Below are 12,287 nucleotides of genomic sequence, written 5' to 3'. Positions count from 1 at the left end.
GTAGAAGGATTGGCCTTGGCTGCCGCGTCAGGGGCGCGCGGCTGACGCCTGGGCCGGTGCGGGCCGGCCAGGACGCAAGTGCTCACTCGGCCGCCAGGCCACCGCGCCCATGGCGTTGCGCCTTGTACTGCAGGGCCACCGCTGGCGCCGGCTTGGCACTGCCGGTCTCGAGCCATTGGCGCATGCGGCTGGCATCGGCGAAATGGGTGTATTTGCCGAAGGCATCGAGAATGACCATCGCCACCGGACGGTTGTCCATCCGCGTCAACAGTACCAGGCAGTGGCCCGCCTCGTTGGTGAAGCCGGTCTTGGTCAGCTTGATGTCCCAGTTGCTCTTGTTGACCAGATGGTCCGTGTTGCGAAAGCCCAGCGTGTAATTGGGCTTGCGAAAGGCCACGGTCTTCTCGCGGGTAGTGGAGAGCGTGCTCAGCAGAGGATAGTTGCGAGCCGCCAGCAACAGCTTGGCCAGGTCACGCGCGGTGGAAACGTTCTGGGTCGACAGGCCAGTAGGCTCGACATAGCGCGTGTTGCTCATGCCCAGGCTGCGCGCCTTGGCGTTCATGGCCTTGATGAACGCCGGGTAGCCGCCTGGGTAATGATTGGCCAGGCTATTGGCTGCACGGTTTTCCGATGACATCAAGGTGATCAGCAAGGTCTCGCGGCGGTCGAGCTGGCTGCCGAGGCGAACCCGCGAGTAGACACCTTTCATTTCCGGGTTGTTGGCGATGGTCATGGTCAGCATCTCGTCCATCGGCAGCTTGGCGTCGAGCACGACCATCGCGGTCATCAGCTTGGTCACCGATGCGATAGGCGCGACCCGGTCGGCATGGCTGGCATAGAGTTCCTTGCGCGTGTTCAGGTCGATCAGCAAGGCGCTGCCGGAAGCCAGGTGCAGCTTCGCAGGGTCACGCTGCGCCTGAGCCTGAGCCTGGACAGGTGGTTGGGCACATGCGCTCGAAGGCAGCAGGGCGGTACTGGTGAGCAACAGGCACAGGCTGAGAACGGACAGGGAAGTTTTCACATCGAAGCTCACAAGAAATGGGTATGTCTTTGGCCTGCAAGGGTTTCCCCTGGAAGAGCGCTCGCATTCTGGAGTATGGCCGATGCACTGTCGATCGCCTGCTGCGACATGAACGGCACATGAACGAAACTTAATGGAGAGTCGGTAATGCAAGCGCGAGAGAGGCTAGCCAGCCGTCACTCTTCAGGCCGGCTTGGAGCCGAGTGACCGGGACCTTGGCGGTATTCAGCGAAGCCAGCGCCTCGCTGACCTTCCGGCCATCGCGTACCGGGTTATCGTTCAGACCGCCTCACCAACGCGGCGGTCCATAATAGGCACGAGGCGGCCCATCGTAGTGACGGTACCGAGGAGGCGGCGGCACCGGCACGTAGCGTTCCACCACATAGGGCTGGTAGTACACCGGTGGCGGTGGCGCCTGCACATAGATCGGTGGCGGGGGATAGTAGGCTGGCTGGCGCTCGACATGAACGCTGCGGTCGCCTCCACCGTATACCGCCGCGCCGACTGCCGCGCCGATCACGGCTGCGCCTATCACCGGGCCGGCTCCGCGCCAGCCACCGCCACCATGGGCAGTTGCCTGCCCGCTGACGGCCAGGGCGCCGGCCAGCAGGACGATTCCGGGAAGAAGACGGTTCATGACAGGTATCCTCGCAAGATTCCCCTCGAATCGGGGCTGTCAATATGACCGAAAAAAACCTTGCCAGCGCACACGGCATTGGTAAAGGTTGTGTAAGGCCCGATCAGCGGTCATGCCCTTGCGCCAGCATGGGCATCACGTTCTGCAAAAGGAGTCGACCATGGCGGCAGTACCACCGAGCCGGGACACTGTCCTGTGCATATCGTTGGCAGGGCGCCCCGGCACGTTCGGGGTGCGCTTCCATAATCATCTCTATCAGCAACTGGGTTTGGACTTCTACTACAAGGCCTTGACCACCGATGACCTGCCCGCCGCGATAGCGGGTATCCGTGCCTTGGGCATACGCGGCTGTGGCGTGTCGATGCCCTACAAGGAAGCCTGCCTGGCGCTGGTCGACGAGATCGATCCATCGGCCGCCGCCATCGAGTCGGTCAATACCCTGGTCAACACCGACGGGCATCTCAAGGCCTACAACACCGATTACCTGGCGGTTCGCCAGCTGCTGCAGCTTCACCAGGTCGATCCATCCACCGCCTTCGCCTTGCGTGGCAGTGGTGGCATGGCCAAGGCGGTAGCCTGTGCCTTGCGCGATGCCGGCTTCGAGCAGGGCATGGTGATCGCGCGCAATGAACAGGCAGGCCGTCACCTGGCGGACCTGTGCGGTTATCGCTGGCAACATGAGCTAGGCGACCTGTGCCCACCGATGCTGGTCAACGTGACGCCGATCGGCATGAGTGGCGGGCCAGATGGTGAGCAGCTGGCCTTTGCCGAAGAGGCCATCGCCGCGGCGGAACGGGTGATCGACGTCGTGGCCATGCCTGCCCATACGCCGCTGATCAAGCAGGCACAGGCACTGGGCAAGCCGGTAATCACAGGCCTGGACGTCATTGCCTTGCAAGCGCTTGAACAGTTCGTGCTCTATACCGGTGTACGCCCTAGCCAGGAGCAGGTCGCAGCGGCAGTGGCCCATGCGCGTGGCGACTGAGCCCAGGCAGGCGCCGGGTCGCCAGCGCCTGCCTGACGGCTCAATGCTTGTGGTCGAGCTGTCGGTCGACCAGCCATCGCCCATGGGCCAGGGAAGCATGCTGGGCATTTTCCAGGTCAGCCATGAACGCCATCTTCACCGGCAGTGGCAGGCGCCGGCTGGTGTGCCCTTCAGGGTCGGTGATCAGGCAGCCGCCGGCGAATGGCGTAGGCAGGCCAGGATGGGTTTCCACACTGGCAGTGATGACGTGGTTGCGGTGAACACACTGTAGGGTCTGCATCGTCCTTACCTCGCGAGGGTGGTCTGGAAGAGCTTCTCTCCCATATACCACGACCAGCGGCCCCGAGTTCCCGAGCCGACGAACGCATCCTCGCGAGGGCGCCGCTCAGAGCTCGGTAGGCTGGATGATCTCGACCCAGTAGCCGTCCGGATCCTTGATGAAGGCCAGGTGTTTCATGCGGCCATCGCTCAGACGCTTCTGGAAGGTGACGCCCAGCTCCTCGAAGCGCGCACAGGCGGCATGCACGTCTGGCACCGAGATACAGATATGGCCGAAGCCGCGCGGATCGCTGTTGCCATCATGGTAGGCGAAGTCCGTGTCGTTCTCGGTGCCATGGTTATGGGTCAGTTCGAGGATGCCGGGGATCGACTTCATCCATTGCGTGCGCTGGGCGTCGTCGGCTGGAATCTGCGCCTTGTCCACCAGGGCCAGGAAATAGAGGCTGAAGGCCGCTTCGGCGAAATCGCGCTTTTCGACCAGGCTGAAGCCCAGAACGCGGGTGTAGAAGTCCAGCGACCTGCCGATGTCCTTGACCCGCAACATGGTGTGGTTGAAGACGAAGTTGGCGGTGGCGGCGTCCGGCTTGGCGGTCACGCCAGGCAGGGTTTCGAGTTCGTGCAGGCTCATGTTTACTCCGGAGACAGGGCTGGGCCGACAGGCGCCAGCGAAGAGACAGGCAAGCCATGATACGCCAGTGAAACGATTGCGCAAATGAAAGCGCCCTGCACGAGTGCAGGGCGCTGGAAGAGAGGCCCGCATGTGCGGGCGCGTGATGGGGTCGCTAGTCCGTTAGCTGGCTCAATGATGTAAGGCCCGCTGTGAAAAAAGTGTGAAGCGGGTGTCGATGAATCATCAGCGAACCCAACTTTCCACGGTCTGCGCGCCATATTCCTGTTTCCAGGCCTTCAAGCCACGATGATTGCCACCCTTGGTCTCGATCAGTTCACCGGTATGCGGGTTCTCGTAGACCTTGACCACGCGCGGCCGACGCGCCTTGGGCGCAGGCGCCGCCTGCCTGGCTGTCGGCTTGGGATCGAGGATGTCGACGATATCGGGCAGGCCCTTCTTGTAACTTTGCATCAACTCGAGCAATTTCTGCTCGAACTCGATCTCGCGCTTGAGGCCAGCGTCCTTCTTCATGGCCTCCAACTGGGCGAGCTGTTCCTGAAGGGCTTTTTCGGCGGCGCGGAATTCCATGAGCCTGGACACTATCATCACTCCTGCAAGTATTCGGTGGGATAAGAACCGCAACAAGATACGCGGCTTGAAGCAAGTAACGCTATGCTCGACAGTGAACTCGCTACAAGTGTAGTGGCCCTTAAAGAACGGGTAAACTGCAAACTTTGCGCTTGTGTACGGGAACTTTTGCGCTTGTCTGTACCGTTGTCTTTTCCTGTTTGCGGAGACACGCCATGCGCAGGATCCTGCTGATCGGAATCGGGCCTGGCGATCCGCGCCAGGTCACCTACGAAGCTGTCGAGGCAATGACCCAGGCCTCGGTATTCTTCCTGCTGGACAAGGGCCCGGCCAGGCGCGAGCTGGTCGACGCGCGCAAGGCCATCGTCGAGCGCTACGTGCCATTGGGCGATTATCGCCTGGTGCAGGTGCAGGATCCGCAGCGGATACGTCATGGCGCGGACTATGTCGGCCAGGTGCAGGCCTGGCACCGGCAGCGTGCGCGCTTGTATGGCCGCTTGTTGCAGGACGAACTGGGCCCGGCCGATACCGGCGCGTTCCTGCTTTGGGGCGAGCCGGGGCTTTATGACAGCGCCTTGCGGGTTCTCGAGCAGGTCAGGGCGCTGGGCATCGATTTCCAGCTGACGGTCGTTCCCGGCATCAGCAGCATGCAGGCACTGGCCGCGCGACATCAGGTTCCGCTCAATCGGGTCGGCGAGCCGTTGACCATTCTGCCCGGCAGACAACTGCACGCGCAGGAGCGGATCGACAACGTGATGGTCCTGCTCGACGGGCACTGTGCCTTCGCCCAACTGGAGGACCCCGGGCTGTGGATCTACTGGGGCGCCTATCTGGGTAGCGCCGACGAACTCCTCGTTCGCGGCCCGTTGTTGCAGGTAAGGGACCGGATCATGGCACTGCGTGAACGGGGCCGACGCGAGAAAGGCTGGATAATGGATACCTATCTGCTCAGGCGAGGCAAGTAGGCGAGGGCTGCCGGTGCGCCAGGATCGAAGCGAAGAGCACGTCGCCGTTCAGGGTGCGCCGAGAATCTGTCCAAGCTTGTGCTTGAGGGCATCGATGGTAAAAGGCTTGCCAATCGAGTGCATGCCTTCCGGTATGGCGATGCTGTCCGAGTAGCCGGTGGCAAAGAGGATCGGCAGTTGCGGACGTTGCTGCCGCGCCAGGTTGGCCAGTTCGGTGCCCAGCATGTCGGGCAGGCCGACGTCGGTCATCATCAGGGCAAGGGGCTGCTCAGGATCGTTCAGGACCGCCAGCGCTTGGGCGGCATCACTTGCCCCGATGACATCGGTGTAGCCCAGCTCTTCGAGTACTTCGAGCACCAGCATGAGGATCAACTCGTCGTCTTCGACTACCAGAAGGGGCATTGTTTGGGTCCTGTGTGGGAAATGTCTGTATTCTGTGCCCCGATCGAGGGCTTAAGTTCCCTCAGCATAGCGTCGCGAGAAGGACGATGGAACGTTTTGCGCGCGCGGTTTTCTGATTTCGGTTGCATGCACGGCCAGGAACGGCGAGGTGGCTGGTTGAGACCCCTGGAGGGACGCGACCCGGCATGACGCGACCACCGACTTTTTCAATGGACCTTTTGCTCAGGCGTTCAAGATGATTCAAGCAGCCTCCATGGATCAGCGCAGCTTTCGTAAACTGTTGAGCCGCAACATAGGCCTGCCGCTTGGTGTGGGCCTGCTCGGCGCGGTAGCCTTCGTCGCGGTGGTCAACTACCTGCTTTCGGCCATGCAGTGGGTCGAGCACACCGACCAGGTCATCGGCAATGCCACCGAGGCCGTCAAGCTGTCCATCGACATGGAAACCGGGATGCGTGGTTTCCTGATCACCGGCGATGAACGCTTCCTCGATCCCTATGAAGTGGCCAAGCCCAGGATCTTCGGCGGGCTGGAAGACCTGCGCGAGATGGTCCGGGACAACCCGCAGCAGGTCGAGCGGATCAATCGCCTGATCGCCCTGCAGCAGGCCTGGAACGAATTCGGTAGCGAGCTGATCAGCCTGCGGCGCAATCAGGGCAACTACCAGGCAGCCATCGGAAATGGCCGTGGCAAGCGCCTGACCGACGAGATCCGCAGCCAGTTCGATGCGTTCATCGCTTCCGAGCAGCAGCTGCGCACGCTGCGCCATGACCAGGTCAGCACCGTGACGGTGGCTGGCATCACCGGCTTCGTGGTGTTCATCGTGGCCTTGAGTGCCATGCTGGCCTACCTCGGGCGCCGTGACCTGCTGGCGTTGTCGGACAGCTATGTGCATAACCTACAGGCCCAGCAGCGCTCGGCCGAGCGCCTCGAATACCAGGCGTGGCTGCGCAACGGGCAGACCCAGCTGGCCGAGCAGGTCCTTGGGCAACTGACCCTGCCCATGCTGGGCGGCAATACGTTGCGCTTCTTCGCCAGCTACCTGGGCAGCGTGGTGGGTGCCTTCTATGTGCGCAACCAGCAGGGACAGCTGGTGCGTGTGGCCAGCTATGGCCTGGACGCCGAGGCCCAGGCGCGCGAACAGGTGGTAGGCGCCCATGAGGGGCTGCTTGCGCAAGCCGTTGGCCAGGCGCGCCTGATGCGCCTGGATGACCTGCCCGGTGACTACTATCGGCTCAGCTCCGGCCTGGGCGCCGGCCTGCCCCGAGCGGCGCTGCTGATGCCCACCCGCGACGACGGGCAGGTCAACGGAGTGCTCGAGCTTGGCTTCCTGCGCCCGCTCACCGAGCGCGACGGCGAACTGCTCGAGCGGGTCGCGGAAAACCTCGGCCTGTCCATCGAGACGGCCCGGTATCGCCAGCGTCTGCAGGAAGTTTTGGCCGAGACCCAGCAGCTAAACGAAGAGCTGCAGGTCCAGCAGGAAGAGCTCAAGACCGCGAACGAGGAGCTCGAAGAGCAGTCACGGGTGCTCAAGGAGTCCCAGGCCTTCCTCGAGACCCAGCAGGCCGAGCTGGAGCAGACCAACGAGCAGCTGGCCGAGCGCACCGATGCGCTCGATCGCAAGAACGCCGAGCTCAATCATGCCCAGGTCGAACTGCAGGCCCGCGCCGACGCGCTGCAGCGCTCGAGCAAGTACAAGTCGGAGTTCCTCGCCAACATGTCTCATGAGCTGCGCACGCCGCTCAACAGCTCGCTGATCCTGGCCAAGCTGCTGGCCGAGAACGTCCAGGGCAACTTGAGCGCGGAGCAGGTCAAGTTCGCCGAGTCGATCTACTCGGCTGGCAACGACCTGCTCAATCTGATCAACGACATTCTCGACATCGCCAAGGTCGAGGCCGGCAAGCTCGAGATGCGTCCGGAGACCACGCCGCTCGCGCGCCTGGTCGGCGGCTTGCAAGCCATGTTCGAGCCGCTGGCCAAGGACAAGGGGCTGAATTTCGAGGTGAGCTTGGCGCAGGACCTGCCGGCCACCATCTTCACCGATCGCCAGCGTCTGGAACAGATCCTCAAGAACCTGCTGTCCAATGCCATCAAGTTCACCGAGCAGGGGCAGGTCAGCCTGGCCATCAGCCACACGCCTGGCACGGGGCTGGTATTCGCGGTCAAGGACAGCGGCATCGGCATCGCGCCGGATCAGCAACAGGCCATCTTCGGTGCCTTCCACCAGGTCGATGGCACCAGCAACCGTCGTTACGGTGGCACCGGCCTGGGCTTGTCCATTTCCCGTGACCTGGCGCGCCTGCTCGGCGGGCAGATCCACGTCCAGAGCACGCCGGGCCAGGGCAGTATCTTCAGCCTGACGCTGCCCGAGCGCTACGAGATGCAGGAGGCACCGGCCGAGCCGCGGGCCGTGGTACGGCAGGCGCCGCCAGTGGTCGCACCCGCACCGCAACCGGCCGCGCCGGTGCGCGCGGAACCGGCATTCGCCGACGACCGTCAACATGCACCGTTCGCCAACCGCTGCATCCTGGTCATCGAGGACGAGCCGAGTTTCGCCCGCATCCTGTACGACCTGGCCCATGAGCTGGGCTACAGCTGCCTGGTCGCCCAGGCTGCCGACGATGGCTACGAACTGGCCGCCAGCTATGTGCCTGATGCCATCCTGCTGGACATGCGCCTGCCCGACCATTCGGGCCTGACCGTGCTGCAGCGGCTGAAGGAGCAGGCCAGCACCCGGCACATCCCGGTGCATATCATTTCGGTGGAGGATCGGGTCGAGGCCGCCATGCACATGGGCGCGGTGGGCTATGCGGTCAAGCCGGCCAGCCGCGAGCAGCTCAAGGAGGTGTTCGGCCGGCTCGAGGCCAAGCTGACCCAGAAGCTCAAGCACATCCTGCTGGTCGAGGACGACGAGTTGCAACGCGAAAGCATTGCCCGCCTGATCGGCGACGAGGATATCGAGATCAATGCCGTCGGCACCGCCAGCGAGGCGCTGGAGCTGCTGCGTGAACACGTCTATGACTGCATGATCATCGACCTGAAGCTGCCCGATATGCTGGGCAACGAACTGCTCAAGCGCATGACGGCCGAGGACATCCGCTCCTTCCCCCCGGTGATCGTCTATACCGGACGCAACCTGACCCGCGACGAAGAGGCCGAGCTGCTCAAGTATTCGCGTTCGATCATCATCAAGGGCGCGCGCTCGCCCGAACGTCTGCTCGACGAAGTCACCCTGTTCTTGCACAAGGTCGAATCGCAGCTGTCCCACGAGCGTCAGCGCATGCTCAAGACCGCGCGCAGCCGTGACAAGGTCTTCGAAGGTCGCAGGATCCTGCTGGTAGATGACGATGTGCGCAACATCTTCGCCCTGACCAGTGCGCTGGAGCAGAAGGGCGCGCGAGTGGAAATCGGCCGCAACGGTCGCGAAGCCATCGAACGCCTGGAGCAGCATGATGACATCGACCTGGTGCTGATGGACGTGATGATGCCGGAAATGGACGGTTATGAAGCGACCCGGCTGATCCGCCAGCAGCCACAGTGGCGCAAATTGCCGATAATCGCGGTCACAGCCAAGGCCATGAAGGACGACCAGCAGCGTTGCCTGCAGGCTGGCGCCAATGACTACCTGGCCAAGCCGATCGACCTTGATCGTCTGTTTTCCCTGATTCGCGTGTGGCTGCCGCAACTGGAGAGAATTTGAGCAACGAACGTAACACCGATATCGAGATCCGGCTGCTGATCGAGGCCATCTACCTCAAATACAGCTATGATTTCCGTGACTATTCCGGCGCTTCGATCAAGCGTCGGATTCACCATGCGCTGCGTCAGTTCGAATGCCGTACGGTTTCGGCATTGCAGGAGCGTGTGCTGCACGACCCGGGCATGTTCCTGCAGTTGCTGCAGTACCTGACCATCCCGGTCAGCGAGATGTTTCGCGATCCCAGCCACTTCCTGGCCTTGCGCAACGAAGTGGTGCCGCTGCTGCGCACCTGGCCATCGATAAAAATCTGGATAGCCGGTTGCAGCACGGGTGAGGAGGTCTATTCGATGGCGATCCTGTTGCGCGAGGAAGGATTGCTGGATAGGACCATCATCTATGCCACGGACATCAACCCCAGTTCGCTGGAAAAGGCCAAGCAGGGGATCTATTCGGTGCAAAGCATGCAGCGTTATGCCGACAACTACCGGCTGGCCGGTGGCCGCCGGGATTTCTCCGAGTACTACACCGCAGCCTACGGCCACGCCATCATGGATGGCACCCTGCGCGAGAACGTGACCTTCGCCGACCACAGCCTGGCGACCGACAGCGTCTTCTCGGAAACCCAGCTGGTGTCATGCCGCAACGTGCTGATCTACTTCAACAAGGAGCTGCAGGATCGTGCCTTCGGCCTGTTCCATGAATCCTTGTGCCACCGTGGCTTTCTGGTGCTGGGCAGCAAGGAATCGGTGGATTTCTCGTCCTACGGCGACCGCTTCGTGCCACTGGTCAAGCCTGAACGGATTTTCCGCAAGTCATGAACGCTACGAGGGCGATCGTCATCGGTGCCTCGGCAGGCGGAGTCACGGCCCTGTTCCAGGTCCTCGGTGCCTTGCCGCGCGGTTTTTCGATCCCGGTGCTGTGCGTGCTGCACCTGCCGGAAGGCCGCCAGAGCCAGCTGGCGGATGTGCTGCAGCGCCGGCTGCAGCGCCCGGTCTGCGAGGCCTGCGACAAGGCCAGCATCGAACCGGGATGGATCTATGTGGCCGGCCCGGGCTATCACCTGTCGGTGGAAAAGGACCTGAGCCTGTCCCTGAGCCAGGAAGAGCCGGAACACTTCTCGCGCCCGGCCATCGACTTCCTGTTCGAATCGGCAGCCGATGCCTATGGCCCGGCCTTGCTGGGCATCCTGCTGACCGGCGCCAACGAGGACGGCGCTCGCGGCCTTGCCTACATCAAACAAAGCGGTGGCCGGACCGTGGTCCAGGATCCTCGCGATGCACAGGTCGCCCTGATGCCGGAGGCCGCCCTGGCCCTGCATCGGCCAGATCATATTCTTACCCTGAGCGGTATCGGGCAATTGCTCGCGACCCTGGAATCAAGCACATGCTGAGTAATATCACCGCCAAACTGCTGATCGTCGACGACCTGCCGGAAAATCTCCTGGCGCTCGAAGCCTTGATCCAGGGGGAGGACCGCGAGGTCCATCAGGCGCTGTCCGCCGAAGAGGCTCTGATGCTGCTGCTCGAGCATGAGTTCGCCCTGGCCATCCTCGATGTGCAGATGCCCGGCATGAATGGGTTCGAGCTGGCTGAGCTGATGCGTGGCACGGAGAAGACCAAGCACATCCCGATCGTCTTCGTCAGCGCTGCCGGACGGGAAATGAACTACGCCTTCAAGGGCTACGAGAGCGGCGCGGTGGATTTTCTGCACAAGCCGCTGGACACCCAGGCGGTCAAGAGCAAGGTCTCGGTGTTCGTGGACCTCTATCGCCAGCGCCAGGTGCTGGGGCGCCAGCTCGAGGCTCTGGAGCGCAGCCGCCAGGAGCAGGCGGTGCTGCTCGAGCAGCTGCAGGTCACCCGCACCGAACTGGAACATGCGGTGAGCATGCGTGACGACTTCATGTCGATCGTCTCCCACGAACTGCGCACGCCGCTCAACGGCCTGGTGCTGGAAACCCAGCTGCGCAAGATGCACCTGGCCCGTGGCGATGCCGAGGCCTTCACCCTGGACAAGCTCAAGGCGATGAACGAGCGCGACGAGCGGCAGATCAACAGCCTGATCCGCCTGATCGACGATATGCTCGATGTTTCGCGCATCCGCACCGGCAAGTTGTCCATCCGACCCAAGACCTGCGAGCTGGATCAGCTGGTGCGTGGACTGGTGGAGAACTTCGCCGCCCAGGCCTCGGCCTTGGGAACCTCCATCGAACTCGAGCGCTGCGAGTGCCTGACCGGCCACTGGGATGCCTTCCGCATCGAGCAGGTGCTGGCCAACCTGCTGTCCAATGCGTTGCGCTATGGCGAACGTCGGCCGGTGCTGGTCCGCGTGTTCGAAGCGTCGGGCATGGCCTGTGTCGAGGTCCAGGACCAGGGCATCGGTATCAGCAGTGCCAACCAGCAGCGGATCTTCCAACAGTTCGAGCGGGTCACCAGCAATGCGGGAACGGCTGGCCTGGGGCTTGGTCTGTACATTTCCGAGCAGATCGTCCAGGCCCATGGTGGACACATACGCGTACAGAGCGAGGAGGGCCGCGGCGCGCAGTTCAGCGTACTGCTGCCCATGCCCGAGGCTGTGCATGAAAGTGGTCGCAAGCAGGCAACCTCTGCGTGACCGCAGGGTCGTATGGCCAACTTGCTAAATTCAAGGCGTTGAAATGAGTGAAGATGCACAAGATGTCGTATTGGTCGTCGAGGATGAACCGGCGATCCGTATGATCCTGCGAGACTACCTCGCGGGCGAGGGCTACCACGTCCTGGTGGCCGAAGATGGCGAACAGGCGTTCGGCATCCTGGCGAGCAAGCCACACCTGGACCTGATGGTCACCGATTTCCGCTTGCCAGGCGGCATTTCCGGGGTCGAGATCGCCGAACCCGCAGTCAAGCTGCGTCCGGATCTCAAGGTGATCTTCATCAGTGGCTACCCTGCCGAGATCCTCGAGTCCGGCAGCCCGATCGCCCGCAAGGCACCGATCCTGGCCAAGCCGTTCGACCTTGACAGTCTGCACGACCAGATCAAGGCGCTGCTGCGCTGAACGATCATGGCGCCATGCTGATCGGGCAATTGGACTGAACGTCGTCAAGGCCCCGCGCTCATATGCTCAGGC

The 12,287-nt window shown here is 62.6% G+C and carries 13 protein-coding genes; 7 read left to right on the top strand and 6 right to left on the bottom strand.

Features of this window, described 5'->3' with window-relative positions; all coding sequences use genetic code 11:
* Positions 1–82: 82 nt before the first annotated feature.
* Both pbpG and ACY8GK_RS07215 read right to left on the bottom strand, forming a co-directional pair.
* Positions 83–1,021: a D-alanyl-D-alanine endopeptidase gene (pbpG, locus tag ACY8GK_RS07220; RefSeq protein WP_462402713.1), complete on the bottom strand. Its 939-nt coding sequence runs from the start codon at positions 1,019–1,021 to the stop codon at positions 83–85.
* A gap of 289 nt (positions 1,022–1,310) precedes the next feature.
* Positions 1,311–1,658, bottom strand: coding sequence for a hypothetical protein (locus ACY8GK_RS07215; RefSeq protein ID WP_462402712.1), 348 nt, complete (start codon positions 1,656–1,658; stop codon positions 1,311–1,313).
* Positions 1,659–1,818: 160 nt separating this feature from the next.
* On the opposite strand from ACY8GK_RS07215, the gene ACY8GK_RS07210 reads away from it, so the two are divergent.
* A complete protein-coding gene (locus ACY8GK_RS07210) occupies positions 1,819–2,643 on the top strand; it encodes a shikimate 5-dehydrogenase (RefSeq protein ID WP_196178904.1) in 825 nt (274 codons plus the stop codon).
* Positions 2,644–2,683: 40 nt separating this feature from the next.
* On the opposite strand, the gene ACY8GK_RS07205 is transcribed toward ACY8GK_RS07210, so the two are convergent.
* The 3 genes from ACY8GK_RS07205 to ACY8GK_RS07195 form a co-directional block, all read right to left on the bottom strand.
* Positions 2,684–2,923 (bottom strand): hypothetical protein, encoded by a 240-nt coding sequence (locus tag ACY8GK_RS07205; protein ID WP_196178902.1) that lies wholly within the window; start codon positions 2,921–2,923, stop codon positions 2,684–2,686.
* A gap of 105 nt (positions 2,924–3,028) precedes the next feature.
* A complete protein-coding gene (gloA, locus tag ACY8GK_RS07200; RefSeq protein WP_196178900.1) occupies positions 3,029–3,550 on the bottom strand; it encodes a lactoylglutathione lyase in 522 nt (173 codons plus the stop codon).
* A gap of 225 nt (positions 3,551–3,775) precedes the next feature.
* Positions 3,776–4,132 (bottom strand): histone-like nucleoid-structuring protein, MvaT/MvaU family, encoded by a 357-nt coding sequence (locus tag ACY8GK_RS07195; protein WP_196178898.1) that lies wholly within the window; start codon positions 4,130–4,132, stop codon positions 3,776–3,778.
* Positions 4,133–4,335: 203 nt separating this feature from the next.
* Here ACY8GK_RS07195 and cobF point away from each other — a divergent pair, with 203 nt between their 5' ends.
* Positions 4,336–5,085, top strand: coding sequence for a precorrin-6A synthase (deacetylating) (cobF, locus tag ACY8GK_RS07190; RefSeq protein ID WP_462402711.1), 750 nt, complete (start codon positions 4,336–4,338; stop codon positions 5,083–5,085).
* Positions 5,086–5,133: 48 nt separating this feature from the next.
* On the opposite strand, the gene ACY8GK_RS07185 is transcribed toward cobF, so the two are convergent.
* Positions 5,134–5,487, bottom strand: a complete 354-nt coding sequence (locus ACY8GK_RS07185) for a response regulator (RefSeq protein WP_196178894.1) — start codon at positions 5,485–5,487, stop codon at positions 5,134–5,136.
* Positions 5,488–5,722: 235 nt separating this feature from the next.
* On the opposite strand from ACY8GK_RS07185, the gene ACY8GK_RS07180 reads away from it, so the two are divergent.
* The 5 genes from ACY8GK_RS07180 to ACY8GK_RS07160 are packed head-to-tail and all read left to right on the top strand — an operon-like array spanning position 5,723 to position 12,215.
* Entirely contained in the window at positions 5,723–9,184 is a 3,462-nt protein-coding gene (locus ACY8GK_RS07180; protein WP_462402710.1) for a response regulator, read from the top strand.
* Positions 9,181–10,002, top strand: coding sequence for a CheR family methyltransferase (locus ACY8GK_RS07175; RefSeq protein WP_196178890.1), 822 nt, complete (start codon positions 9,181–9,183; stop codon positions 10,000–10,002). Before ACY8GK_RS07180 ends, ACY8GK_RS07175 begins: the two co-directional genes overlap by 4 nt.
* Positions 9,999–10,574 (top strand): chemotaxis protein CheB, encoded by a 576-nt coding sequence (locus tag ACY8GK_RS07170; RefSeq protein WP_196178889.1) that lies wholly within the window; start codon positions 9,999–10,001, stop codon positions 10,572–10,574. The genes ACY8GK_RS07175 and ACY8GK_RS07170 overlap by 4 nt, the downstream gene beginning before the upstream one ends.
* Complete coding sequence (locus tag ACY8GK_RS07165) at positions 10,568–11,794, top strand: hybrid sensor histidine kinase/response regulator (protein ID WP_196178887.1); 1,227 nt, start codon at positions 10,568–10,570, stop codon at positions 11,792–11,794. Before ACY8GK_RS07170 ends, ACY8GK_RS07165 begins: the two co-directional genes overlap by 7 nt.
* A gap of 43 nt (positions 11,795–11,837) precedes the next feature.
* Positions 11,838–12,215, top strand: coding sequence for a response regulator (locus tag ACY8GK_RS07160; RefSeq protein WP_196178885.1), 378 nt, complete (start codon positions 11,838–11,840; stop codon positions 12,213–12,215).
* Positions 12,216–12,287: the final 72 nt, after the last annotated feature.

Source organism: Pseudomonas sp. Marseille-QA0332 (assembly GCF_054950175.1).
This window is presented reverse-complemented; position numbering and strand designations above follow the sequence as displayed.

Excerpts from the sequence above, each read along its gene's own strand:
- ACY8GK_RS07215 (WP_462402712.1), bottom strand. The coding sequence starts at position 1,658 with ATGAACCGTCTTCTTCCCGGAATCGTCCTGCTGGCCGGCGCCCTGGCC.
- ACY8GK_RS07210 (WP_196178904.1), top strand. The coding sequence starts at position 1,819 with ATGGCGGCAGTACCACCGAGCCGGGACACTGTCCTGTGCATATCGTTG.
- ACY8GK_RS07205 (WP_196178902.1), bottom strand. The coding sequence starts at position 2,923 with ATGCAGACCCTACAGTGTGTTCACCGCAACCACGTCATCACTGCCAGT.
- gloA (WP_196178900.1), bottom strand. The coding sequence starts at position 3,550 with ATGAGCCTGCACGAACTCGAAACCCTGCCTGGCGTGACCGCCAAGCCG.
- cobF (WP_462402711.1), top strand. The coding sequence starts at position 4,336 with ATGCGCAGGATCCTGCTGATCGGAATCGGGCCTGGCGATCCGCGCCAG.
- ACY8GK_RS07185 (WP_196178894.1), bottom strand. The coding sequence starts at position 5,487 with ATGCCCCTTCTGGTAGTCGAAGACGACGAGTTGATCCTCATGCTGGTG.
- ACY8GK_RS07180 (WP_462402710.1), top strand. The coding sequence starts at position 5,723 with ATGATTCAAGCAGCCTCCATGGATCAGCGCAGCTTTCGTAAACTGTTG.
- ACY8GK_RS07170 (WP_196178889.1), top strand. The coding sequence starts at position 9,999 with ATGAACGCTACGAGGGCGATCGTCATCGGTGCCTCGGCAGGCGGAGTC.
- ACY8GK_RS07165 (WP_196178887.1), top strand. The coding sequence starts at position 10,568 with ATGCTGAGTAATATCACCGCCAAACTGCTGATCGTCGACGACCTGCCG.
- ACY8GK_RS07160 (WP_196178885.1), top strand. The coding sequence starts at position 11,838 with ATGAGTGAAGATGCACAAGATGTCGTATTGGTCGTCGAGGATGAACCG.